This is a genomic window from Planococcus soli (assembly GCF_016881065.1).
In the GTDB taxonomy this organism is placed as follows: domain Bacteria; phylum Bacillota; class Bacilli; order Bacillales_A; family Planococcaceae; genus Planococcus; species Planococcus soli.
Window position 1 is genome coordinate 1 of record NZ_WXYN01000050.1, and the last position, 24,133, is coordinate 24,133.

General features: G+C 35.3%; 26 protein-coding genes. 4 read left to right on the forward strand and 22 right to left on the reverse strand.

The genetic code is table 11. The features are described 5' to 3' along the window. The first annotated feature begins 52 nt into the window (after window positions 1–52). Together GJB59_RS14575 and GJB59_RS14580 are read left to right on the forward strand one after the other, a co-directional pair. Complete coding sequence (locus tag GJB59_RS14575) at window positions 53–472, forward strand: GlcG/HbpS family heme-binding protein (protein WP_142830223.1); 420 nt, start codon at window positions 53–55, stop codon at window positions 470–472. Window positions 473–715: 243 nt separating this feature from the next. Next, on the forward strand, window positions 716–1,462 hold the full coding sequence (locus GJB59_RS14580; protein WP_236015703.1) for an SDR family NAD(P)-dependent oxidoreductase: 747 nt from the start codon (window positions 716–718) through the stop codon (window positions 1,460–1,462). A gap of 314 nt (window positions 1,463–1,776) precedes the next feature. Here GJB59_RS14580 and GJB59_RS14585 read toward each other — a convergent pair whose 3' ends face one another. The 22 genes from GJB59_RS14585 to GJB59_RS14685 all read right to left on the reverse strand — a co-directional run bounded on the left by GJB59_RS14585 (window position 1,777) and on the right by GJB59_RS14685 (window position 22,733). Continuing rightward, window positions 1,777–3,465: a hypothetical protein gene (locus tag GJB59_RS14585; RefSeq protein WP_142830227.1), complete on the reverse strand. Its 1,689-nt coding sequence runs from the start codon at window positions 3,463–3,465 to the stop codon at window positions 1,777–1,779. 172 nt (window positions 3,466–3,637) lie between these two features. Then, window positions 3,638–4,015, reverse strand: a complete 378-nt coding sequence (locus GJB59_RS14590) for a hypothetical protein (protein WP_142830229.1) — start codon at window positions 4,013–4,015, stop codon at window positions 3,638–3,640. 153 nt (window positions 4,016–4,168) lie between these two features. After that, on the reverse strand, window positions 4,169–4,747 hold the full coding sequence (locus GJB59_RS14595) for a hypothetical protein (RefSeq protein WP_142830231.1): 579 nt from the start codon (window positions 4,745–4,747) through the stop codon (window positions 4,169–4,171). A gap of 1,039 nt (window positions 4,748–5,786) precedes the next feature. After that, window positions 5,787–5,999 carry a hypothetical protein gene (locus tag GJB59_RS19130; protein ID WP_236015713.1) on the reverse strand — a complete coding sequence of 71 codons (213 nt, stop codon included), beginning with the start codon at window positions 5,997–5,999 and terminating at the stop codon, window positions 5,787–5,789. Continuing rightward, window positions 5,948–6,754: a recombinase family protein gene (locus GJB59_RS19305; protein WP_328822971.1), complete on the reverse strand. Its 807-nt coding sequence runs from the start codon at window positions 6,752–6,754 to the stop codon at window positions 5,948–5,950. The genes GJB59_RS19130 and GJB59_RS19305 overlap by 52 nt, the downstream gene beginning before the upstream one ends. Window positions 6,755–6,841: 87 nt before the next feature. After that, window positions 6,842–7,729: a hypothetical protein gene (locus GJB59_RS14605; RefSeq protein ID WP_142830233.1), complete on the reverse strand. Its 888-nt coding sequence runs from the start codon at window positions 7,727–7,729 to the stop codon at window positions 6,842–6,844. Then, on the reverse strand, window positions 7,729–8,754 hold the full coding sequence (locus tag GJB59_RS14610) for an ATP-binding protein (protein ID WP_142830235.1): 1,026 nt from the start codon (window positions 8,752–8,754) through the stop codon (window positions 7,729–7,731). Before GJB59_RS14610 ends, GJB59_RS14605 begins: the two co-directional genes overlap by 1 nt. Window positions 8,755–8,821: 67 nt before the next feature. Beyond that, window positions 8,822–9,859 (reverse strand): phospholipase D family protein, encoded by a 1,038-nt coding sequence (locus tag GJB59_RS14615; protein ID WP_142830237.1) that lies wholly within the window; start codon window positions 9,857–9,859, stop codon window positions 8,822–8,824. Between the two features lie 718 nt (window positions 9,860–10,577). After that, entirely contained in the window at window positions 10,578–10,988 is a 411-nt protein-coding gene (locus tag GJB59_RS14620) for a hypothetical protein (protein ID WP_142830240.1), read from the reverse strand. A 709-nt stretch (window positions 10,989–11,697) separates the two neighbouring features. Further along, entirely contained in the window at window positions 11,698–11,985 is a 288-nt protein-coding gene (locus GJB59_RS14625; RefSeq protein WP_142830242.1) for a hypothetical protein, read from the reverse strand. A gap of 527 nt (window positions 11,986–12,512) precedes the next feature. After that, the gene (locus GJB59_RS14630; protein WP_142830244.1) at window positions 12,513–14,189 is read right to left on the reverse strand and encodes a recombinase family protein; all 1,677 of its coding nucleotides are present in this window, start codon (window positions 14,187–14,189) and stop codon (window positions 12,513–12,515) included. A 99-nt stretch (window positions 14,190–14,288) separates the two neighbouring features. Then, on the reverse strand, window positions 14,289–14,438 hold the full coding sequence (locus tag GJB59_RS14635; RefSeq protein WP_185960123.1) for a hypothetical protein: 150 nt from the start codon (window positions 14,436–14,438) through the stop codon (window positions 14,289–14,291). A gap of 171 nt (window positions 14,439–14,609) precedes the next feature. Further along, window positions 14,610–16,307, reverse strand: coding sequence for a DNA primase family protein (locus GJB59_RS14640; protein ID WP_185960124.1), 1,698 nt, complete (start codon window positions 16,305–16,307; stop codon window positions 14,610–14,612). 55 nt (window positions 16,308–16,362) lie between these two features. After that, a complete protein-coding gene (locus tag GJB59_RS14645; protein WP_142830249.1) occupies window positions 16,363–16,968 on the reverse strand; it encodes a hypothetical protein in 606 nt (201 codons plus the stop codon). A 25-nt stretch (window positions 16,969–16,993) separates the two neighbouring features. After that, on the reverse strand, window positions 16,994–17,590 hold the full coding sequence (locus tag GJB59_RS14650; RefSeq protein WP_142830251.1) for a hypothetical protein: 597 nt from the start codon (window positions 17,588–17,590) through the stop codon (window positions 16,994–16,996). A 218-nt stretch (window positions 17,591–17,808) separates the two neighbouring features. Continuing rightward, window positions 17,809–18,726: a hypothetical protein gene (locus GJB59_RS14655; protein ID WP_142830253.1), complete on the reverse strand. Its 918-nt coding sequence runs from the start codon at window positions 18,724–18,726 to the stop codon at window positions 17,809–17,811. Window positions 18,727–18,902: 176 nt separating this feature from the next. Further along, complete coding sequence (locus tag GJB59_RS14660) at window positions 18,903–19,208, reverse strand: DUF960 family protein (protein ID WP_142830255.1); 306 nt, start codon at window positions 19,206–19,208, stop codon at window positions 18,903–18,905. A gap of 61 nt (window positions 19,209–19,269) precedes the next feature. Continuing rightward, the gene (locus GJB59_RS14665) at window positions 19,270–20,139 is read right to left on the reverse strand and encodes a tyrosine-type recombinase/integrase (RefSeq protein ID WP_142830257.1); all 870 of its coding nucleotides are present in this window, start codon (window positions 20,137–20,139) and stop codon (window positions 19,270–19,272) included. 253 nt (window positions 20,140–20,392) lie between these two features. Then, entirely contained in the window at window positions 20,393–20,734 is a 342-nt protein-coding gene (locus tag GJB59_RS14670; RefSeq protein ID WP_142830259.1) for a hypothetical protein, read from the reverse strand. Continuing rightward, window positions 20,734–21,234, reverse strand: a complete 501-nt coding sequence (locus tag GJB59_RS14675) for a JAB domain-containing protein (RefSeq protein WP_142830261.1) — start codon at window positions 21,232–21,234, stop codon at window positions 20,734–20,736. The genes GJB59_RS14670 and GJB59_RS14675 overlap by 1 nt, the downstream gene beginning before the upstream one ends. 156 nt (window positions 21,235–21,390) lie before the next feature. Next, window positions 21,391–21,948: a hypothetical protein gene (locus GJB59_RS14680; RefSeq protein WP_142830263.1), complete on the reverse strand. Its 558-nt coding sequence runs from the start codon at window positions 21,946–21,948 to the stop codon at window positions 21,391–21,393. Next, complete coding sequence (locus tag GJB59_RS14685; protein ID WP_142830265.1) at window positions 21,948–22,733, reverse strand: hypothetical protein; 786 nt, start codon at window positions 22,731–22,733, stop codon at window positions 21,948–21,950. The genes GJB59_RS14680 and GJB59_RS14685 overlap by 1 nt, the downstream gene beginning before the upstream one ends. Before the next feature lie 260 nt (window positions 22,734–22,993). Between GJB59_RS14685 and GJB59_RS14690 the strand changes: the two genes are divergently transcribed. Together GJB59_RS14690 and GJB59_RS19205 are read left to right on the forward strand one after the other, a co-directional pair. Beyond that, a complete protein-coding gene (locus tag GJB59_RS14690; RefSeq protein WP_142830266.1) occupies window positions 22,994–23,977 on the forward strand; it encodes a hypothetical protein in 984 nt (327 codons plus the stop codon). 1 nt (window position 23,978) lies between these two features. Next, window positions 23,979–24,104: a hypothetical protein gene (locus tag GJB59_RS19205; RefSeq protein WP_268951326.1), complete on the forward strand. Its 126-nt coding sequence runs from the start codon at window positions 23,979–23,981 to the stop codon at window positions 24,102–24,104. Window positions 24,105–24,133: the final 29 nt, after the last annotated feature.

Sequence of the window (24,133 nt, forward strand, 5' to 3'; positions counted from 1 at the left end):
TTAACTGCCAAAGACTACATTTTTAGAATGCCATAAACAGAGGTTCATTCCCATGAACAAAATCACGTTGGAGTTGGCAAAAAAAATTATTGCTGGTGCTGAAGAAGAAGCAACTAAACTCGGCATTTCCATGGTTATTTCGGTTGTGGATGATGGCGGAAATTTAGTGGCCATTCATCGGATGGATGATGCGTGGTTGGCGAGTATTGAAATTGCTCAAAACAAAGCATGGACATCTGTAGCTCTGAAAATGCCTACAGGCAATTTGGCGGATGCGACTGTCCCTGCAGCTGAACTTTTTGGGTTAAATACAACCAACAATGGGCGCCTTGTCGTTTTTGGCGGAGGAATCCCCCTTCTCATTGACGGTAAAGTAGTGGGAGCAATAGGAGTCAGTGGAAGTGCTGTGCCTCATGACGTTCAAGTTGCGGAAGCTGGTGTGAAGGTGTTTAATGAGCAATCAACATTGTAAAAGATTTTTATATAAAGAAGCGCCAGGAGTGTGATCCTAGCGCTTCTTTTATTTTGGTGGGATGGGAAGTACGTTAAGCGAACTAAACATGAACGACTCACGCATAAAGTGCGCGTCAAATCCTCCGTATTAAGATAACGTTCATTTCCCATCGAGTGATAGATACTCAGATTTCCTACGGTGATACGAATGATATATACTGAATAAACAGACTTTAATACGGAGTTCGGAGGGGTTTTCATGATGTTCGAAAATAAAATAGTGATTGTGAATGGTGGAACGGATGGAATTGGCAAGGAAGTGGTGCGTTTCTTTTGCAGAGAAGGGGCTGCGGTTCATTTTACGGGAAGAGATCGCAACAAAGGTGTACAGGTAGAGAGTGAATGCAACGGGAAAGCTCATTTTACCCAAGTTCATAATGAAAATGTGGAAGAAATCGAAAGCTTTTTTAAAGCACTTGAAAATGATGGGCACAATGTTGATATTTTATTCAACAATGCCGGTATTCTGTCTACAGGAATGGGGCCATTGTCTCGCGTAAAGCTAGATGACTGGAATTATTTAATTGCCGTCAATCAAACGGCGATTTTCCTCTACATGAAATATTCTTTAGTCGTGATGAGTAAGCAAAAAAATGGAGTCATCATTAATAATGCTGCGATCCTTGGAAACGACAAGGTCAATCCGATGCTGCCAGCTTACAGCGGGACAAAAGCAGCAGTTGTCGCGATGACTCAAAGCACGGCACTTCGCTTTGCGAATCAAGGAATCCGGGTCAATTGCATATCCCCCGGCCCTACAGAAACCGACCTGGCCATTAATGCATATGGCGGAAAAGAGAATTATGAAAAACAATCACAGGGACACCCTAGAGGAAGCTACGGAAAACCAAGCGAGATCGCAGAAGTCGTTCTATTCTTAGCTTCAGACAAAGCCTCCTATATAAACGGTGCAGAAATAGTCGTAGATGGCGGCTACTCATTAAAATAAATAAATTTAGGGGACAGGGGCTTTGTCTTATGACGAAGCCCCTGTCCCCTTGTTCGTGCTACAGTGATTGACCTTGGCTTATGGAAGATTGCTTTGAATTATTGAAAAAGATATGTTCCGACATCGGACAGCAGCTACATATTTGGTCAATAAGTTCTATTTTAGCTAATAAATATAAAAACCTACTAGAGTCCCTTAATAGTTTACCTCTATTTATGGTAAGGCTCTCCGTATTGTATCTAAATGAGGTTTTCTAATCTTCGTACATTAAATAGAAATGAACTGTATAGTCTTTTTTTTAGAAATTTGAAGAACTAAGCTACATCTAAATATTGTTTAATTAAATGTCGCAATCTATGTTTAAATATTTCATCTGGATAATTATCAATTTCTTGATTAAAATATTTACTTGCATCCTCTGTAATGGATTCTTCTCTCCCATAATCTATTTCTTGAATACATTTAAATAGTTTATGACAATAAGTCCAGTGGAAATGTGTTATTTCCCCTAGTGGTAAAGGCAGAAACCATTTATTATTTTTCATTTCTCTTATTACATTTTCTCTCTCTTTACTATTATCATTTTTTAATTCATGAATGAGTTTTTTAAACTCCGTTACTATATCTAAATCATTAGGAGTAAAGTTTTGTTTATTGGTATTTTCGATCATTACTTTCAGAAGATTATTTCTGTAATCACTCTTTATAGTGGTTTGTAGCTTTAATATAACTTCATTTATAAAACTAGACTCTCTTCTCACAAAATTATCAAAATAAATATCGTCATAATTATTATTGAAATCTTTATTCTTCTTCATCCAGTCAACAGCTTCATCCACACTATAATTAAAATCCAAGTTTGTTTTTTCGGTTATACTGGCTAACTCGTCTAACCGTTGCAGGAAATTTTTTATAGATATATCGGAATCAAGATTTTCAATGAATGTTGAAAAATGGTCGACCTCTTTTATAATTTGTTCCTCTGACATGAATAAAGGAAGGGTTGATTCTAAATATGCATCCACTTGTTTGACTAATTCCTTAACTTGAGCTCTGGAAAAATCACCTGTTAAGAACCATCCTAAAATAACTGGTATAAGATTATGCATCATACTATTATTTAAATTTTTCTTTATTATAGAATGCCATATATAATTCGAAAGTTCTTTCGAATTGTTTGCATCATTATTTTCTTCCTCTTCTTCCCCCGGGTGATTCATTTTACATTTATGATCTACTACAAATAAAACTACAGAAAAACAGATCTTGTAAATATCTTCTTTATTAAATTTATCGGTAAACTCATTATTAGGTATTTCGTGAATTACTTCTTTTATAAATAAATCTGCTTTTTCTAAAGTGCGTAAATTTTTAAATTCATTATCTTGATAAATTTCTTTAACTATAGGCCAAATTTGATTGCCCATTATTTTTTCAGGGGCATCTTTTGAATAAGTAGTAATTTTATAAATACGGTCTATAGACTTTTCAGCGCATCCTTCAAATGTAATTTTTTCCTGGTTTGAAAAATTATCGGACGAAGCTACTAAAATAATTTTAATTCCCTTATTTTTTGTAATAGAATCTATAAATCCAAATATTTCTTTAATATCGAAATCATCATTTGTCCTTTCTAAATCATCGATAATAATTGTTATATTGGATTTACTCTCCAATTGTTTTTGGATGTCTATAAATATATCGGAGATTAAGGGTACGGAAATGTTGACTCCAAAGAGCGACAAATTAATATTCTCCATATTATTTAATAACTTTTTAAATTTAACTTTATGTTTGGACAGCAATAGATAATATAACTCTTGGTAAAACGCATCAATATTTCTTTTTCCAAATAATGAAACGTAGTAATAATTTTCTTTATCTTTTATAGAATCTCTTGTATATTTTGTTTTCCCAATACCCCATGTTCCATCAAATAATATTCTTCGATAGGGCAAATCATCAAGTTTGTCTATGATGTTCATAATTTTGGCAGCTTCCATTAGTAACACCTTCTCCTTAGAATTGGATAGCTTAATATAAATTCCATAATTTTACATAACAGACGTTTAGATCTCCTACTTCTTTTATAACTTTTTTATTAATTAACCCTTTGAATAAATCATTTAAATACGACTTAAGTAGATTAACTATTTTGTTTAGTCTCTTATGATTTTAAAGCTCATCTACACCATGTATCTTAAACAACGATTCCAATCGCTTTATTATATAATTATGTGCTTTTTTTGTTATTTGAAGGTGAGATTTCTGTCTATGCGTATATATAATTTCATTAAAATCAGATTTAGGATTAGGATAAAGATCAACATTTAATTCCCTTGCCAGCTCTCTCAATGATATTCCATTTTTTATCGATCCTTTTAGAAAACGGCCACTATCCAGCTCAACATAATAAGGATACCTTCCTTGATCCTTAGAATTGAAGGGTACATCACCTTTAATAACATTCTCTTTTTTAAATCCAGAGGTTGTTGCGTATCCTATTATTATAGGAGTACCTTTTCCACTACTATCCTGACTAACCATGGTCATAAATAAAGTTTGTCCTGCTTTTATTCCCGTTGGCATCGTTGGAAAGAATGTTCTATTAATCTAATGTAATGCTTTTATTAATCTAATTTCAGTATAATCTGTTATTTCTGTAATGGCTATATTAATTGGCTTATTTTCTTCAAGCTGGCTTGATTACTCAGGAAAGGGGATTTCTTCACTGTCGCTAAAGTATTTTTCATCTTCTTCTACTATTGGCTTTTCTGTTACTTCAAGATTAACTAGAATCCCCCAATGCCTCCCAATGTACCAGCTATCATCACCCTCCATTTGATAGAGTTCTAGATTGTAGCCAAGATTTCCCGTAGTTCCATCATCAGCGGTTGCTTTTACATTACCATCAACCCATACTATTCTCTTATTTCCAGCTGGTTTGTCATAATCAGCCGGATTGTTGACAATTTTATCAGAGGTAATAATATTTTCTTCAATTTCCCACTCTTTAAGTCCAATTTGAGCTGTCATCTCTTCCTCAACCAATTCTCTCGCAATTTTCTGTGGTTCTGTTTCATTATTTACTGTCGCAATTTCCTCTGATTCTGCTTCATCATTTACCGTAACAATTTCCTCTGGTTCTGCTTCATCATTTACCGTAACAATTTCCTCTGATTCTGCTTCATCATTTACCATTATGCTTCCCTCTAAAAATCCTTTAACGCTTATAAATAAAAAAGATGCTAAAAATATTAGACCTAAGATTTTTAAAAATTTCATACTTATCTACCCCTTATAGTATTATTATTTATTCTATCAACTCATTAATCACTTTTTATTGTAAAACTTATTTGTATATGTCCTTCAAAGTTCACTTCAATTCTTACAATGGTTATTTCTTAAAGCTTATATTCTTCTGCAAATTCTAAAGCTATAATGCAGTTTAAGATTATATTCATCTCTTCATTACTCTCTAATATTACCATATATAGTAAGTAATATAGTATAAAATTCACAATTTCCTCACCGTTATTAAGATATTATATAGGTTGTAAAACTCAGCTTCTAAATACTCTAAATATTCCTTTTAAAACTTTCCTTTTATCTGATTAAAGTCTTTTAAACACTGAATCTTTTTCATTAACGATAACTCCTTGAAGGACTCAGTATAAGCTCTGAAACTAAACAAACTACTATTCCAACGACTGTACCCATTAAAAAGTATTGCACTATTAGTCCCTCCTTTATTTTTCAAAGTTAATGTTCTTTTTTGCATATACATAAATCGATACACCAAATGTCACCCCTGCTTTAAATAGATCAATCGGAGTCACCAGCTCACCTCCCACCAAGTAAAAATGAATATAAAACAGAGACAAGCACTCTTTTAGAATGATCTTTTCCATATTCTTAACATATTCAGTTTTCCTATATCTCAATCCGACGATTCTTCGCAGAAGCTAATAGGCTTAACAGGCTTTTCATCTTTTAAAAGATAGATGCCGAGATTCGATAGACCCTGATTATTCTGTAACAAGTAAACAACGTTTGATGCGCCGCCATCGTAGAAGAATACCCAGCAGGTTAGTTCCTGTTTGTATTCTGCTGGAATAAAGAGCCTTAACCTCTTCGTAGCTTATGTCATCCACTGAAACGGTTTGAACGTCTGCTTTCCACTCCTTATCTGCTAGATATGGATGATATGCATCCATTTAATTTCTAAATACTTTAATGATACTCACTTCATTTTGCTCCTTTGTGATCAATGAATTTATAGAGCTATTCCATTCCAACGCTTAGGTCAGTTTCATCACCTCCTTTAAATTGCTATTAAAATAGAAAAAGAAGCAGATAACTCATCGTTAGATAAGTTATCTGCTTCTATGTTTAGTGCTTTGAGTATTTCATCGTTCAGCATTAGCTGGATGCTTTCGATTTTTCTATCTTCCCCAATGGAAATTTTGTGAATAAGCAAATCTACTAAAAAATTCGATAGCACATCTTTGATGACTTCATAGGAAACATTTTCCACCGTATTTCCTCTACCTGCTTTCTTAACGGTTCCATGTGTTCTTTCAACTGACTTATCTGTTCTTCAAGCTGCCTAGCTTTGTCTGAATACATAGCTTTAGAAATCAGTTCATCTGTATAAGCATCAAACGTTTTAGAGAGCTTCTGCTCTAAATCCTTCATCTGCTTTTCATACATGTCGTACTCATGTTGCAAAGGGGCAAACTTAGATTCGTTTCGACTGTTCACTTTATTCACTAAGTCTTTGATGAGCTTATCGCTTCTCATTAAGCGTTGCAGTTTGTCTAACACAAAAGGATCCGCATAGTCGGTTCTGACACCATTCGAACGGCAAACCATTGTGCCTTTGTTTTTCCATGCTCCACATACATAGTATTCGAGGACTTTTTTTGTGCCATCCTTTGTGCGATTAGTTGTTCGGCCAATTATCATGCCAGCATTACAAACTGGACACCGCCTGATGCCTGTTAGGGGGAACTCCCCATCATGTACGCAATTTGGTTTCTGAAAACGACTCTTGTATACACTTTGAGCAATCTCCCAAGTCTCCATTGAGATAATAAGTTCATGTTGTCCTTTTTGTATAAGTGGGTTTGGATTTAAATTGTTTCTGCGTATGTCCTCCCACTCTCTCCTAACATTGTATCGAATAAATCCAGTATAGACGGGATTTGTAACGATCGTTTTAATTGCAGCTAATGAAAAGGTTTTACTTTTTTTTAGAAATATACCCTTTTTTATTAATGTTAAGATGATAACAAAAAGGGGAAGAAATTCTACATATCCCCTTAAAACCTCATTTACTTATGATACGGTTCTCCGCACAGTATCTAAATGAGGTTTTTACAAATTTTCATCATTACTTCTTACGTCACCAGAAAATGTTTGTTTAAAATTTTCTATAATATCATAGAAATCATCTTGGCTCATGTTCACATACATTTTTTTGAGTTGATGTTTTCTAAAGTATATTATTTTTTTATATGATAACTTGCATGCTTTTATTAGTTCCCATCTATGCATTTTTTTCACTTTTTTATCTTTTACTTCTCTAAAGCTCATCATTATAAATAATTCTTCGTATTTTGATAAAACTGCAAAAGCATAAGCAATTGGAATAAAAAATATCGATAAAACTATAGGGATCAAGAACTTTACTAGCAAATCAACAGTATTCAAAGTAATATAACTCTCAATTGCTATTTTGATTGTTATTCCCAAAACTGTAAAACCTACCGCTGTTAAGATAATTGACAATAACTTTTTTACTTTGTCCCATTCTTCCTTTGTATTAGACACAGCATCTAACAAAATCAAAAAGGTTAAACATGGTATCAGGATCAACTCAGCAACAATATTAAACGTAAATGTACTCATTAGGAATTCTATAATGACAATAAATTTTAAATTATTCGTTAGTATTCTTATAAAAAACTGATCGTCGTTCTTAATAGTAATAGCTCCAAAACAAACTGGTATACCTGCAAAAATTACCCAGAAAGTAACATTCTTAAGATATACCCATTCCCAAGAGGCTAGGTTCGAAGCCAAGATTACCAAGACTATAGAATAAAGAACTATAACAAGGAACGGAATAAATATTTTCTTAGTTGTTGTTGATTTTATCAACTCAAATACTGATTTTCTTAGCTTAGGATTTAAGAGAATAATTACAAGAACGATTGTTAACCAAATTGTACTTGCAATTTCACGACTAGTAAATATGTTCATCATGATTTTTCAGACATTTGACTCTTCAGTCTTTTCGAAGCAGACGAAGGCGAATCATTATATCCTTTACATGAAGCCTCTTTCTTAGCCTCCTCCAATATTTCTTCGAAATTAATATTATTTAAGTTTTCCACATTAATTCTCATTCGAATTAATGTACCTGTAATATCACAATCTTCAACACTTTCTTCAGAAAGGCTATAGGTTATAGCTTTATTCCCCGATGCAATACTAAAATAACCATTAGTCTTTTCAACAATTCTTCTAACAAGTGCAAGACCATAACCTGAGTTTTTATAATCTTCAGGAGCATACGCATGATTCGATAATGCAGATAGACCTGGTATCATTGCCTTTTTAATAGCATCTTCATCAGTTGGTTGACCAAACCAACTCTCCTCAATATCAAATGGCACCGTTTTTACTAATCCAACCCCTAAATCAGCGATTGCTACTTCTACACTATTGGTAGCTGGATAGAATTGAGAACCATAATAAAATTGCTTAGTTTGTGAATGGTCAAAGATATTTCTAATCATTTCTCTCACAACGAATTCAAATAAATTTTTAACTTCTTCTTCACTATCCTTACCAAAGTCCTTAAGCATCTTCGTAACAATATCGCTTGAAATCTCATCATAGTAAGTTTCAATTGTTTTGCTTTGGGATTGCAACGAATCAAATAATTCAGTTAAAACTATTTTTGCAGGAGCAATGTAGTTAGGTCCTCTGCTAAATGAACGTGCATCGGAAAGCCCTAATTTTTGAAAAATCCCCATAGTTTCCCCATACGAAATAGCATCTCTATTTAAATTTTCAATTGATTCAAGCTTATGAGCTATATCATCTTCTTTTAATCTATCAATTGTGGAGAGCAGTATAATAGCTCCAGCTGGTTCGATAAAATTGAGCGAAGAAAAATCGAAAATTAACTCTATTGAATCCTCTAGGTAAAAGTTTTTTTCCTTAAGATGCTTTGTCATTCTCATCATGTTATCGTATTTCATGTTGACTATACTGACCATGATTTCCCCCCTAATTCAAATCATATTTCCATTTTTTTGAACTTCTTAATTACATACTAGAAATTTTCTATATTGAATCTTCAATTATTCCGATTACATGGTTAGCAAATTCTTCAGTCAATTGAATCTTGTCTGATCCATACTTTAATCCATTGAGGTTGTTTCCTTTGTTATTTTTCGTTATAGGTACATCGGAATTGTATGATTCTTGTATATTTGAAAGAGTGTTGTCAAAAGTATTCCAGCTTTGACTATAAGCTGGACAAAGGTTTTTCCCTTTAACTTCCCATGGCCATCTACTAGAGGTTCCTTCCAAGTAATAAGGCCCTTCGATAACCTCAAAGTAGCCTAATAACTTTGTCGTTCCCACCCCATAACAGATAAGAACATCCCCCTCCCTTACAGAAGCAGGTCTTTTTTTAGAAAAATGAAGCTCCTGTATACCAGTCGACAGCTTTCTGTTCTCAGTAAAAGGATCGTCTGATACTCCAACAGGCTTGATAAAGTAACGCTTGTCAGAAGTGACTGCATGCTTTTTTTTACTGAATATATCGTTGACAGTTAAACTTATTTTTGGCTGTTTCTGAACGGGATATATTCTCGAAAAGGCATCAATTTTTTTTATTACTTCTTCTAATTCACTTGTAGACAAGCTGCTCCTCTCTACACTTTGAACTTCCTTAATCAACTGCATCAATTGATGACTATCGTCAATTAAAATTCCCCATTCATGATTGGTCTTTAACCCTGCATTAGTAAAATTAGCAGACGTAACTATACCCTGTAAGGGATTTCCTGATTTTAAAGCAATATATATCTTTCCGTGTAAGTCGTTATCAATATAGACGCTATTACTGATATTATTCTTTTGGCAATTCAAGCAAAAGGAATGAAGTGAGTTCGATTTTTTAAATAAATCAGCATCATTATCCTTCAAAGTAGTGGTCAACGAGATATGTTTAATACCCGTCTCGTTCAATTGGTTAAAGAAATCATCAAACGATTCCATTAAAAAGGGACTCACGATTTTAAGTTCATCTGCACCCACAAGAATATCTTTAATATCACTGTAATGATTTGAATGAATGTTATTTAATATTTTCACGATGTCAACTACCTCTCTAAATGGCAATATTACCCTTTACATAAGTATACATCTTTTAACTTCTGACTTTTCAGAAAACCAAAAATTTAAATTACTAAAAAATAAGATTAGCTCTAAATAAATTTTCTCTGATTTATTCCCTTATAAAAACAAAAAGAGCTAAGTCAAATGACCAAGCTCTTTTGTGAAGTTGCGTTACTATAAAAGTTTACTAGCTCTTTACAGAACCAATATGCCATTGCTTAATTCGATTTAAAGCCGAACAAGGACACCGCAAGTTCCTTGTAATCGTACCTTAATTGCATCTACTTTGTCATTCTCCAGAATGAACTGCGCGGTTTCTTTTGCTTTTTTTAAAACATCGACAAATTGATTTGCTGCTACTAATACCTTAATGATCGACGAGGGATTTATAAAAGTTTTCCTATGGAAGTCTCTCCTAATATCCCAATGAACTCCAGCGTATTGCTAATGGCAGTTGATATGCAATGAGACTTCCGAACGATCCATATAAACCAGCTTGTATTAGATATCAATTCGTTTGCGGATGGAGCCGTTCTCATAATTCCGTTTGGCCCACCAGGATCAAAGCCATCTTGAAATTCAGAAAAAAAACGAACTTCCTCCAACATTTCCACATCGAGCAGATGCGCTTTATCCCACACGACCACCGGCATCAGCTGGTGAATATCCCGCATACTCATTTTATTATTTTATATTAATCGTCCATGCCCACTCTAACAGGTAGTCTTTCAGTATAACTTGTCATAACAGGTTCCCCATCTAGTAATTCTAAACGAGCATCAAAGCTGTTTTCACCAATATGTTCCATATTCTCCATTCCTGACACTTTCTTATGATTGAAAGTGTAAGTTCCACTTATAAGCCAAGTATCTTCCCCATACTCGTTGCTGCCTCGAACAATAGCATCTGGGTTCATATCTTTTAAGTCAGCATATTCAATTTCAAGTTCTTTATTAGACTCAGGATAGTGTTCTTCTTGATACTTCTCAATAGCCTTGAAAACTTTCTTATCATCTTTACTGAAATCGGAACATCCAGCTATCACCATAAATATAGAAGCTACTGCTATTGTTATAAAAACCTTTAAAATTGGTCTTTGTCTCATACTTCTTCCTCTTTTCTTTTTATATAATAAGTAAATGTGATGGACAAGTAAAAAACACACCAACGACAATTTATACATAATCTGCTGGATAAGCTACCTCACAACCCTCTGTAACCGATGACATTGCATTTATCGTCCTACAATTCTACACCAGCTTCAGGTGGATTTTGTTAGTCCCATCATTATTTTCACCTTTTCAGGATTTTTTTATATGTATGTTCCACTTATTTTTAAAGTATCATTGCCGTACGGGCTTTTATTTTCAATAAATACCATATATAGATTAGTAACATTTCCTGTTATTTGTAAAATGGTGATCTCTTTGTGTTTTAGCGAGCTTATTCTAAGCATATGATCGCAGCAAATGATGGAGCATTAGAGCGAACTCATGGCAATATAATAAAGACCTAACATATAGGAAAGAACATCCCACAGCCAAGTCTTTATAAATTACAAATTACTACTCCTAAAAAATATAACTGTGTAGTAAGAATGCTAAAATAGTCAAAGTGAGTCCAATCATACAAAAATATAAACTTTTACGACTTTCTGTGGAGGTACTTCCATCAGATACAGCACGCAACCCGAAATAAGCAGTAACTATTGAAATTATGCCCGCTAGAAAAGTAAATGAAAATAGAGCAACAGCACCAGCCGTTATACTTATTTTTCCGTATTTATTATTCAATTTTATTAACCCCGCTTTCTACTAATTACCCCAACGCTTAAGGGTTCGATTTTTAACATCTCTTAAATCTTTGTTTGTTATTTCTACCTTATATGGTTCTCCCATGTTGTGATTATAGTTCCAGTAACCAAAGACCCCCATACTTAAGACAGAACCTATGAGTAGTATTTTTGTGATGTATTTCAATCGAATCGTAGAAAATTTACTATCAATCTCTTTTATTTTCTCTTTGTCGACGTTTTGTATCATCTTTCCTACTTGCCCTTTAGTTTTAGTTAGAAAATCCTCTGGTTCCTTTTTTTCATTCATACTTACGCCTCCTTTTTTGTTATTTAATTTATTTTTATGAAACAAATAAAATAATACAATCTATTAGTGAAAAGTACTCAAAACGGCGGTACATTTGTACATAACCCCTGAATCAGTTCCCGCCCAGTCTTCTGTAACTCCACTTCGTTATTCTCCTACGTAACGACCCTTAATACTTACTCCAAATAATCTTAATCAGACACCATTTAAATCAATCAACAAATCACCCTCTTCCCAGATTCTAAAGAACTACTTCTTCCGACCTATCTAGCCTAACTATACCTTACATCAACAGAATAAGATAAACTAATAATTTACTTAGATTCCATATTTTCCAATGACGATGCAAAATACCAAACCAATAAGTGTTCCTAAAGAAAAGAATCCCATTCAATTCACTCCAGTCCGTTTTTTATTTTGTACTTATCGCATCTTTTACAGCAAAGAATACTGAGATTCCGAACATTACCCCTGCTTTAAATAGGCTTATACTTGTCATGACATCACCTCCTTAAATGAAAATATTTCTAAAGCTCCAAAAACACAGTAAAAGAAGGAGAAAGATCATCGTCATCAGATGATCTTTCTCCTTCTGGAGTGGTGAAGTGTTTGACCACTTCTTTATTTAATTGGATTTTGATCGAGTCGATCTCCCTACTTTCAGAGATGGTTATTTTATTTATGAGTAGATGTAATAGGTGTTTTCTCTGTTCTCGGGTTAATGATTCTTCAAACATTTTTGTGAAGCTATTCATAACGTCTTTTACTAAAGTAAAGTTTACTTCTATTGTGTCGTCTTGCCACATCTTACTTTTTATTGGTGCCTTACGTTCTTCTAATCCCTCTTTCTCCTCATTTAAGGTAGCTAATCGGACGATAAGATCGTCCTTTTCAACAACCCCCTCTTCAAACAGTCCCAGTATCTTGTCTTTTCTAAGTTGGATAGAATCAATTGCTTTTTCCAACATCTTATAGTCGTTTTGCAGAGGTGTCCGATTCTTCTCACGCTCACTATTTATCTTCAATACAATACTCTTTATCAATATGTCGTTATTTGCAACATTAGCGATCTTAGTAAGCACGTATTCATCTGCATAGTTTACTCGGATACCATTTGATCGACAAACCGTACTTCCTTTGTTCTTCCAAGCCCCACAAACATAGTACTCCAGTACTCGTTTTGTTCCGTCTTTTGTTTTATTGGTTGTTCTGCCAAGTACCATGCCTGAATTGCACACAGGGCATCTAATAATCCCCGTCAAAGGGTGTTCACCACTATGAATCCGATTAGGTCTGCCTCCTCTGCTCTTCATAATAGCTAGCGTCTGGTCCCACGTATCTTGTGAAATTAGCGGTACATGCTTACCTTTTTCCATTATCGGATCTGGATTAATATTATTACGCCTTTTTTCATTCCAATCCCTTCTGACATTAAATCGAATAATACCAACATATAAAGGATTTTGGAGTATCTGCTTTACACTATTAATCGAAAAACTTTTCTTTCTTTTAGTTTGATGACCTGCTCTATTTAATTGACCGGCGATTGACTTGTAACCGAAGCCCCCCGTATATAAATCAAAGATTTTTCTAACTGTCTGCGCCTCTTCTTCATTAATAATAAGTTTGGAGGCTGCCCTGTTTCGGTCATCAACTTCTGTTGAATCTATATCGTATCCGAGTACCCTACCGCCATTCCAATAACCAGCCCTTGCCCTCGCTAACATTCCCATCTTTACGTTTTCCGATATATTAGCTCTTTCAAATTCCGATATTGCTGCCATCATCTGAAATTGAAGTTTCCCCGACGGACTTTCCGTTTCGTATTTTTCTGTATAAGATCTAAAACCTATGTTTTTAGTCTTCAACATCTCCACGATGTTTAACAAATCAATACTCTTTCTAGAAAAACGATTCATTTTCCAAACTAACACTATATCGAATTCTTTATTGTGTGCACCACTTAAGAGCTGTTGAAGTGCAGGCCTACCTGAGATGTTTTTGCCGCTGATTCCTCGATCTACATACTCCCCGCATACTTCATAACCCTCTTTTTTACAGAACTCACGTAATAGTCGAACCTGTTCATCTATGCTATATCCTTCTTCAGCTTGCTCTACAGTAGAAACCCGAGCATAAATTGCGGCCTTTTTCTTCTTTTCAATTGGCTGTGCCAGTTTATTGTACTCATTAGATAGATGCAAAGTTCTCCCCCCCTTTTGTACCCAGGCTTGTTCCTATTTAGAGCATGACTGCCTGGGAAAGTCGGCAATCTCTTTTATTATGTGTTTTTTTCTAAATTGTTATTCCTCTTTGGCTGGGTTATTCGCATGCAGGTCACTTTGTTCTTGATCATTTTCCGAGTTATTATTCATCAAATATGCCGTTACTGATTCTGCTAAGATATCTATTAAAACTTTGTATTCATAGTCAATTGATACTTCATCTAGCATGATTATTCCCCCCTCTAAATTGTTCAAAAAAATAATATATACTTAATCATTATTTTAAGAATTGGCGGGGGGCGGGGGTGGGTAGTGATGAGATAATTTTTCTACTAAATTAATTAACTTACTTTTTATTTTTATCCAATTTTTCATTTTACCTATCCCCCTCGCCCCCCCCTAATATTGAATAGCACTACCTGATATTGTAGGATGTGTAACATCTTCTAAATCTTCTACCTTTAAGCCATCATAATAGATAGCTCCCTTTACCTTTTTTTTGATAATAGGAATCCTTTCATTTTCTAATACAATTTTGAAATGTTTCCAAAACAGCTGAAGCGATTTTGTTCCCTTGTCGTCTATGCCTTGCATATCCAGCCAGCGCAGATATTTCAAATGAAAATCGGCTTGCTTTGTCCGTTCGCCCTCTATCATTCTAATATGTTCTAAATAGAACTCCTTCACTGGATTCTGATCAGTATTATAAGCATTTTGGCATTCATTTATAGCATCACTTTGACTAAACTGAAAGTTATTTAAACGTAATCGTTTCAATCCCTCCAAGGCCCAATTAAGGATACCTTGGAGTTCCTTTAACAATTCTTCCTTTAAGTTAACATTTCGTTCATCGGCGGAAAAAGTGCGATTAAAAGGTACAATCATTAGCTTTCGAAAGTAGCCATTTGTTACATCCATGGAATCTGGTAGGCTATTGACAAGAAAAAGAAGTCTACAGTATGGTGTGTAACTAATAGCCGGACGATATTTCAAGTTGACAGTTATCGTATCGCCACTGACAATCGCCTTAAAATTTTCTGTTTTCAAAGCTTTGCCCCCTAACTCATTTTCCGCAGCAATATTGATGGATTTTCCAATCATGCTCTCCAAGCCGAATGGGTGACTGAAATCAGAGAGAGGTACGCTACTAACATTCTCTTTTCCTATCAACTCCGTTACAACAGAAGCCAAGACACTTTTTCCATTTGCTCCTCCACCATGGTAATAAACAGCTTTTTCTGCCTTGGTTTCAACCGAAAGCCAATAACCCACTAATTCTTGATGTACACCTATTAATTCAGCATCATGCAACGTAATATCCTCCATAAAGGTATTGAAGTTCGGTGCACCGGCAAGAGGATCATAATCAATCGGTATTTGGATAGTAGATATATATTTTGGAGAATGGGGATAGAGCTTATAAGTATCTAGGCTGAACATCCCATTCTTCAAGTTAATAAATTCACGTTGCACATTCATTTCGTCTACGTTGATAGCTTCACGCTGCAATGCTTTTACAACTTCCACCTCGTGAGAACTCTTCCAACTATTCCTACGTCCCTCATGCATGATCATCATGATAATTTTTCCTAACTTTACTTCAGACGGTTCTTCAAAAACACCTTTTAAGTTGTAAATAAATAAGCGTCCATCATTCGTTGAACGTAGATGGCACCTTTTTATGAAATGCTTTGCAAAGGCATTAGCATTAAAAGTAAAAGATTTTTTCTTTTCGTTATAAGAGTATCCACGCTCTTCCGCCCTGCTTACTGATAGAATCAGTTCTAGTTCCTTCAGTAAGGCCTCAGGTATAACTGTCTCTACTGTTCGCTCAGCCGTCTTGAAGGTTTCCATAGCCTCAGCCCTAGATGTTTTATTAACTTGGTACATCAGAGCAGTAAAGTAGGCTAACCCCTCTTCCCGCATCACAGTGTTAAGTCCAGCAACTAACAATGAAAGACTATCTTTTACATTTACCGATTCAAGTAAACCCTTTGTAATTATACTTGCGTCTAGTGGTCGTGCCTTTTGTACAGGATAATCAGTAATGTACTGATCCACGTCTTCTATTCTGAATGCGGCTCTATTCATGCTCATTTTTATTGGTTCCTTTCTTTTGATGGAAGGACTCTTTTCCATCAAAGGGTACTTATTATATTGGTTGATTTACCTCCAAAACTTTTAATCGATCATAAACATCACCCGATTCAGCCTCAAAGTGGCTGATAGAACACCTTCCCACGAGCCCCACCAACTGCTCTACTGTAATGCTCTGCCCGCTAAATATTTCTTCGAATGAAGAAAGAAACTTTATATATTCGGAACTTAACGAAGATGAGACAGTATAGAGTAAAGTCAGTTGACCTTGGGATTTCGAATCCAGGGAACGAAGAAAAAACGTGATTACTAATTGATCATAATTGCCATATTTCCCTTCTAGATTCAACCGCATTTTTGTCTGATCAATATGAAACTCGTACTCTTCTTTCGGAAACTTAGCTTGTCTCAACACTTTTGCACCATTTTTGGAAAATGTAATAAGTGGATAGCGATCTGCATTTTCAACTTCTGGTAACATCTTCGGGTCTTCTTTTTTCATTGTATTTATGACATCTGGAACTACGTTATCATCCCATTCCTCTTGTTCTCCCTTATCTACCTTTTCTTCTACTTCTACTTCTTTATCTGTATTAAGAGCATCCCGTCTATTGTGATAGAGATCATTGTTGTCATGTCTCATTCTCTTTTGTATCGCCACTTTAATTCCTCCTCACTTTTAGTAGTCATGATTGAGCGACCGATACAAATCCTACTCCCCATATTAACTTTATAACGTCAATAGCCAGGCCCTTATTCGAACCAAAGCAATTTGAATTAAATTGCGGGAAAAAATTCATATTTTCGCTAGTTAAAACTTTTATTTCATTATAAGGACACTCCCCGAAAGTATTTATAAATGATATCCCGTCAATTGGAGATTCATCTAAATAGTCTCTGAAGTCAAAAAGTAAATTCGTATATTGGTACTTGTTTTGAACTATCTGACTACCCTTTGGGTACCAAACAACTTCAAAGTTATCATAATTTTTAAAAACGCAGTTTGGTCGGACTGATAAGCAGTTAAGTTTTATTAATAACCGCTGCAAGAGATCTTCCTTTTCAGAGGAAGAATCTTTATTATCCACATAGACTCTAGCTGCAAGTCGGCCAATAACATACTCACCGTCGTATGTGGTATCCAGAATTTCATTGTATTCAGGTTCTATTAATAACTTCGCTGGAACTGAACTTGTTTGATATGATTCTTTAAGCGTTTCACCTTTTTGCAAGCTCGACACCGATGTTTCTATTTCCTTTTGGTATTTAATTAAATTATTCATTTTCTCATCCCCTTTTCATAATTTATGATGACTGATCTACTACTTCCATTTGATGCTCTTCTACACTCATGCAGTTCTAGATATTAGTTAATTGTTTTCCCTTATCGATTCCCCCTGCCTTGTTTTGTTTGGCTGATCTGATGCTAACTATAAATTGATTGGTCCAAATAAAATACGGTTGAATCGGGATGGATAAAACCCGATTCAACCGTTGACTGTTAAAGTTTATTTTTTGAAAGTACATCTAACTCTACTTGGTACTTTTTTTTAAACATTTTTTCAACTTGCGATAAAATTTCTTTATCTCGATCACTGTTCTCTAAATTCTCCCAATAAGTATCGGTATAGTATTTGCTGACGTCATAACTATGCTCAATTTCCTCTCTCAATTGCCTCATTTTTTTAATTGACTCTTTCATCGCAATATTTTGTGGCAAGTCTCCTTCAACTTTTTCCAACGCTAACACGAATTCACCCAGCTCATTTACTATTTGATCGACAAGAGTCTTTCGACTTTCTTTTAATAGTTCAGGAAATGCACAATGGGCTAATATATCACTAATTTCAGAATCCAACTCTGCATCTAGTACACGTAACTCTATAATTCCGACTTCTACTTCCATAACATTCTCATAAGAATCCGCAATAGTCATTTTCCCTTTCAACGTTTGATCTAGTATCTCCTCATTAATTTCTTTAACCCAATTTCTATGCTTTAGTGATCCTAAGCATTTATAAGCCTCCAACAACCAGTCTCGATTAGACTTAAGGACTTTTTCCGTTGGAATTTTGTTTTTATCGATAAACTTTTTTACTGTTGTATTCATAGAGCTATATCTCTTACGACTGGTAGAACTCAACATGATTATTAATAAAGCCATTTCTTCTATACTCCAGTAATCATCCATAATATTTGGGAGTTTCCCTTGATATCTTTCGATCCTTTTAAATTTCTGAAGATATTTTTTTGCCTCTCCCGTCTGATTGCTCATAGTCTTAAAAGTATTGAGAACAGTTGAAAGTAACCCTAGGCTCTGTTCCAAATTAGCATTGGACAAAGCGAATACATTACCGGACTCACCTACATCTTTTAAGTAGCAATTGAAAAGCGTGTGCGTTGAATATGTCTTTACCACGTCACTTACCCCCTTGGCAAAAAAAAATTAATCAGTGCTTTTTTACCGGATTTTACTAATTTCATTATATATGAAAGTAGAATTTGGAGTAGATTATTAGTCCTTTGCACTGACACAAGAAACAAACGGATGCCTAAACCTTCAACGATTCAAAGCATCCGACTTCCTTCTCTTTGTTAGTAATTTTCAGGGAACAACATCATTTGATTTTCGCCATTGTCAATGCACCAAATAGTACTATCTATTGGTTCCACATCTTCAAGCGGTATTATCCAAAAACTTTCTCTTTTCGGTACTTCTTGTCGATGAATGATTGTCTGCTTCTTATTATTTGCTGAAAGCTCAAATACCTGTATGTAATCCAGTTCAACTCCTTTTACTCTTTGTTCATTGATCAAACTCCACAGATGAAGAGCAACTTCTAGGGGTATTTCTTCGGCAATTGCACGAGTCATATAACGTTCAGCGTTATAATCAAACATGGTGAACCTTCCTTTCTGCTTGGTCTTCTATTGGTTAGACAAAATTAATGGATGCAAGGAATCATAGGCGATTCACCGCATCCATCTTTTCTTCTCTTGATGTTTGAATATAATACTTTGCAGTCATATTGACCGATCCATGTCCTGCAAGTCGGCTAACCGTCGTAAGGTCTACACCTTTTTGAATCAATCTGGTGCAGAATGTATGTCTGAACAAATGAGGGTGTAACTTTAATTTCAGCTCCTCCGAGATCTTTGCCAACCAATGACGAACAGCATCCCGATGTAACTTCTCCCCTCGTTGACTCACCAGTAAATAGTCACTATAGTTGAAAACAGACTTAGAACGTTCTTTCTTAATGTACATTCTCACTAATTGCAGCACATCTGAACGAAGCCCTATCTCTCTTCGTTTTCCACCTTTCCCGACCACCACGATATGACTTGTTAGAAAATCAATACTTGAAAGTCTTAATTCGACGAGTTCGGTCACACGCACTCCTGTGTAAAGTAATAGGTACACAATAAGTTTATTTCGGATCGATACTTTTTCATTCGTATTTACATAGAAAAGCAACCGTTCTACTTCTTCATCCAATAAAACAGTAACAACATCTTCACTTCCAACAGCGATTCCAATCCGATCTTTCTTCATATGAATATATCTTTCCGTTACTAGACCTTTGAGTAATAGGAAATCATTGAATACCTTTAGACTGTTAACCTTCTTGTTGATAGTGGCGACAGCGTACCCACTTCGGACAAGTCTATCGATATAGACAAGAAAGATTGAACGGTTAAAGTGCTTATCCTTCCCAATTTGTTGTGTCAAGAATGCTTGAAATCCATTTACATCCGTTGTATACGACTGGATAGTTTTGTCTGCTTTACCTTCCGCAAATAGCCACTCTGCAAATGCTTTGGTGTCCACTGCTCTTTCATCTCCTATTCTTTACTGATATTTGTTTCATGTGGAACATAGAGTGAATCCAAAATAAAAAGCCTACTTCTTTCTAAGTAGACCAAACACTCCAACTCACGTCAGTCCTATAATTCTGTCGTGAGCTTTCACACGAAAATAACCATTGGTTTCCTTTGTCTACGACATTCTTGCTACATCCATGTAACTAAAAATAGAACTGTCGTCAGTTTCCAACCAAATTAGGTTAGTTTTGACGTAAGTTTCAATTGATAGAAGAGAGCACTTTCCGAAAAACAATTTCATCATTTCTTGTAATTACCTGTAAACACCAATTCGATGTATCTGGATAGAAGGCTATGGCACCCACCCATTCATTTTGCTCTTCATCATCCACTATCATGACTTCATAGAGAAACGTAGCAGGCACTTCTTCAAACAACTCAGTAGGAACAAAGAAATCCGCCACTTCGTCCGTGCTAAGTTCAGTCGCCTCTAGTCCAATGTTTCCTGCTGCTGCTTTTACATGGAATTCCTTTTCGAGCATTTCCAGAAACCAGTGGACTTCTTTCGAGATTTCACAGTTATCCTGTCCATTTCTCTCCATTACAAGTATCCCTTTTCATTAAAGGATAGATACGAATCCGTCCCTACAATGATGTGATCTAACAACTCAATCCCAATGATTTCCCCAGCTTCTTTTAGTCTTTTCGTGACTTTATGATCTTCATCTGAAGGTGTTGGATTCCCAGAAGGATGATTATGCCCAACTAAAATTGAAGCAGCATTCGATAGGATAGCCGACTTCATGACTTCTCTAGGGTGGACGATACAAGCGTTCAGACTTCCTACATGACATACATGAACCGAGACTGGCTGGTTTTTGATGTCCAAAGCCGCAACTATGAAATATTCGCGATCCTTATCCTCTAAGAAATGCTTGAGTAAGTTGTAACCGTCTTTTGGAGATTTTACCGATCTTTCTTTGTACAATAGGCTTGATTCTTTTACTAGTTTTACGGATACGATATTAAATCTCTTAGCGGCCTGATCTTTACTACTTTCTTTTTGGCTTGTTGCTAGTTTCTTTTCTTTACTTAAGCTCATCATAGATTCCTCCTTAAATTGAAAAGGGCTTAACCTCCATTGGAGGTTAAGCCCTTTGCTATTATTCATCTTTATAATATATATATCATTTTCTGATCGATACAGTTCTCTAAAGCATCTCTATACAACTATACATAGCAGTTAATGAAGAAGACTTTATAGAGTCAACTGGTACATTTTTTCAAGCATTTTAGATGTATCACTGTTTGTTTTAATTGAGGTTAATGGGGCAATATGAAATTGAAAAGTATCTTTACAGTCGCTAAAAGGTTCGCACGAATACTCCTCCTGGCTACTGAGATTAAACTTTATGTCTCCCTCAAAAATAGCATACTTCATAAACCAAGGCTTGAATTTATTCCGAATATTATCAGTAGGAGTTTCTAGGCTGAAAAGACCCGTTGCTATAGTTGGTTGAAGATTTTGATGTGAAGGATGAGTGAACTGAATGTTGATTACATATAGGTGATCAACTGTTCCGTTTGCCAGTTGACTCTTTCGTGCATATGGACGAGCTATGTACTGGGGAACGAGTGTTGAAAAGCTATCTGCTGATTGCAGAATACTTTTGCTGGATTCAGTAGCAAGTCCATTGCCCAGAATTGGAGTATAGTTTTTTTCTGCAAGCAAGGCATCCGCATCTTTCAAAAGTTTGATTGAATTGTCTACTACTTTCCTTACATTTTGGAATGACTGAAATACGATATCGCTCATTAGTCGCTCGACTCCTCATTGTTATATTCCCAACTAGTGGCAGCAAGTTCTTCCTTGGGCCACATCAGTTCTGCATTTGAAGAATAAAAACCTTCAAAAGGCAAAATTTCTGGTAACATTCCCCATCCATGAAATCGGGTGAGATTTTTCCGGTCACATACTTCCTGAATTTGAGACAGGATGAGTTCATCTTGGTTTGTCATAGGTTCCATACATGCAACTTCGTAAAAACTTGCCCAAGCTAGCCAGTAAACATTGTTATTACTAGCTTTTGAATGCCTCAATCCTAGTAGCATATCTTCCTCAGGCATTACCGTATCGTTTGTTAAGTAGATCAACTGCCTAGATACGATATCCTTCTCCTCTATTGAAAGCTTCTTCGACGTATCTGAGTCGTTTAAATCTTCAAGTTCTCGAGAAAGCTGATCCCGTTGCCAAGTTTTTCTGTCTTCAAAATCAACTGTTTCATCTTCTTCACTGGATTTAGGCGATATGTATTTTGCCTCGACACTAACGATATGGACTCCCGCGTCTTCATCGATTAAAACTATTACGACATCTGGCTCGCATTGCTTGAGTGAAGGCCAGAATTTGTATTGAACCCTTTTGATCGGCTTAGGAAAAGCGAGCAAACTTCCGTTCAAATCTACACTGGCGCTCAGCGCTTGGACAATATATAGGGGATCCGAAAGATACTGAAATCCCCCAATTATTGAGCTCGTCACCACGTCTTCACTGTTCCATACAGATGAAGGGAGTTTCCCATGAATAATCGATTGAAGCATGCCGTTCCTCCTTTATATTTTCTAACTTCCAATAGGTTGATCCAACTAGGTATATGCTACACACACAGCGGTATTATCTAGCATTCATTGTTTTTTATGTTGTACATCGAATTATATAACAAAATCTAATTGCGATTATTTTTCAAGAGCTTTTAAGTTGCTTTAATTAAAAAATAGTTATATATGCCTAATTACTCGGAAGTTTCCGTATATCTATCAACATTTCGAGTGACTATACTATAACAAAGGAGGAATTAAATATGGCCGAACACAACAAAGCATGGTTCTTACTATCGTTTGCTAGTTTGGATTTTGAGAATGAAGTTGAGGTAGAGATGTTTTTAGAAAGGTGGCGCACACAGAAGCCAAAATTTGTAGCTACTATGATTGGATATGCGGTAGGAAGTTCTAATGGCAATGCCGAAGAACACGAGATACAAAGCAATGCATATTACCCTTTTGATAGTTCCACAAATTTTGAACCTTTTTGGCACCAAAGTGTTCCCGAAGCATTATCCTCAATGAGTAATATCTCGATGTTTTATAATACTATTGAGATTCCAATTGAGCGTGATGTTCGTATAGTAAAAAAAAATGCGACTAAACTGAAAAGATTTCAAGACATTATTAAAGAATATTTAAATGAACTGGTTGAGGTACAGAAAATAAGAGATAAATATGACAAGAAAGCAGCAGAGCGATATAACTTTCTAAAGGAGACAGAGCCAACTGAATTCAAAGCCTTTCAAAAAGAGTTTCCTTATTTTTTTCATAATGATAATCCAGATCGTGTAATAACAAAGCGATACGGCCACGGTGAACTCCCTATAGCAAAACCATTTGGTAGTAAAACAGATAAATTCCTAAAGATACTGCCTAATCTTTATAGACAGTTTGACCAAGTAACTTTGGCTTCAGATGGAAAGTTTTATTTGGAACCTATTATGGATCCTCAAACCTTTGAATTGAGTGTTTACGCTGAGCTGTACGAATACTGTCAAAGAAACAGTTACCCTGTTAAATGTTCTGAGTGCAAGAAGTATATTGACAATCCCTCAAAGCAACAACTTACTAGATTTCAGCAGGAAAAAGTGGTACTTCACAAAGCTGATAAACGGACAATGGATCTTAATTTCCCTGCCAGAAGTAGAGAAAATCAAAGTGAATGCGAATTAGAATATTACCGAAAAAAAGATCAGAAAAGAAATTATAATAAAAAAATCAAACTTAAAGGAGATGTTTAAAATGGAGAGTATTAAAAAAACCTGGGTAACCTTCTGGAAAAGTGAAGGTCGTCCTATGCTGGTAGCGGCTTTACGTGCAATTGCGGATACTATTGAAGGAGATAACAGAAAAACCTCAAAGAGATAATCTTTGAGGTTTTCTTTTAGAGTTTCGAT

What these genes read in the sequence shown, in the direction of transcription:
- GJB59_RS14575 (WP_142830223.1), top strand. Translation starts at nt 53, where the DNA reads ATGAACAAAATCACGTTGGAGTTGGCAAAAAAAATTATTGCTGGTGCT.
- GJB59_RS14580 (WP_236015703.1), top strand. Translation starts at nt 716, where the DNA reads ATGTTCGAAAATAAAATAGTGATTGTGAATGGTGGAACGGATGGAATT.
- GJB59_RS14585 (WP_142830227.1), bottom strand. Translation starts at nt 3,465, where the DNA reads ATGGAAGCTGCCAAAATTATGAACATCATAGACAAACTTGATGATTTG.
- GJB59_RS14590 (WP_142830229.1), bottom strand. Translation starts at nt 4,015, where the DNA reads ATGACCATGGTTAGTCAGGATAGTAGTGGAAAAGGTACTCCTATAATA.
- GJB59_RS14595 (WP_142830231.1), bottom strand. Translation starts at nt 4,747, where the DNA reads ATGAAATTTTTAAAAATCTTAGGTCTAATATTTTTAGCATCTTTTTTA.
- GJB59_RS14605 (WP_142830233.1), bottom strand. Translation starts at nt 7,729, where the DNA reads ATGAACATATTTACTAGTCGTGAAATTGCAAGTACAATTTGGTTAACA.
- GJB59_RS14610 (WP_142830235.1), bottom strand. Translation starts at nt 8,754, where the DNA reads ATGGTCAGTATAGTCAACATGAAATACGATAACATGATGAGAATGACA.
- GJB59_RS14620 (WP_142830240.1), bottom strand. Translation starts at nt 10,988, where the DNA reads ATGAGACAAAGACCAATTTTAAAGGTTTTTATAACAATAGCAGTAGCT.
- GJB59_RS14625 (WP_142830242.1), bottom strand. Translation starts at nt 11,985, where the DNA reads ATGAATGAAAAAAAGGAACCAGAGGATTTTCTAACTAAAACTAAAGGG.
- GJB59_RS14635 (WP_185960123.1), bottom strand. Translation starts at nt 14,438, where the DNA reads ATGCTAGATGAAGTATCAATTGACTATGAATACAAAGTTTTAATAGAT.
- GJB59_RS14640 (WP_185960124.1), bottom strand. Translation starts at nt 16,307, where the DNA reads ATGAGCATGAATAGAGCCGCATTCAGAATAGAAGACGTGGATCAGTAC.
- GJB59_RS14650 (WP_142830251.1), bottom strand. Translation starts at nt 17,590, where the DNA reads ATGAATAATTTAATTAAATACCAAAAGGAAATAGAAACATCGGTGTCG.
- GJB59_RS14660 (WP_142830255.1), bottom strand. Translation starts at nt 19,208, where the DNA reads ATGTTTGATTATAACGCTGAACGTTATATGACTCGTGCAATTGCCGAA.
- GJB59_RS14670 (WP_142830259.1), bottom strand. Translation starts at nt 20,734, where the DNA reads ATGGAGAGAAATGGACAGGATAACTGTGAAATCTCGAAAGAAGTCCAC.
- GJB59_RS14675 (WP_142830261.1), bottom strand. Translation starts at nt 21,234, where the DNA reads ATGAGCTTAAGTAAAGAAAAGAAACTAGCAACAAGCCAAAAAGAAAGT.
- GJB59_RS14680 (WP_142830263.1), bottom strand. Translation starts at nt 21,948, where the DNA reads ATGAGCGATATCGTATTTCAGTCATTCCAAAATGTAAGGAAAGTAGTA.
- GJB59_RS14685 (WP_142830265.1), bottom strand. Translation starts at nt 22,733, where the DNA reads ATGCTTCAATCGATTATTCATGGGAAACTCCCTTCATCTGTATGGAAC.
- GJB59_RS14690 (WP_142830266.1), top strand. Translation starts at nt 22,994, where the DNA reads ATGGCCGAACACAACAAAGCATGGTTCTTACTATCGTTTGCTAGTTTG.
- GJB59_RS19205 (WP_268951326.1), top strand. Translation starts at nt 23,979, where the DNA reads ATGGAGAGTATTAAAAAAACCTGGGTAACCTTCTGGAAAAGTGAAGGT.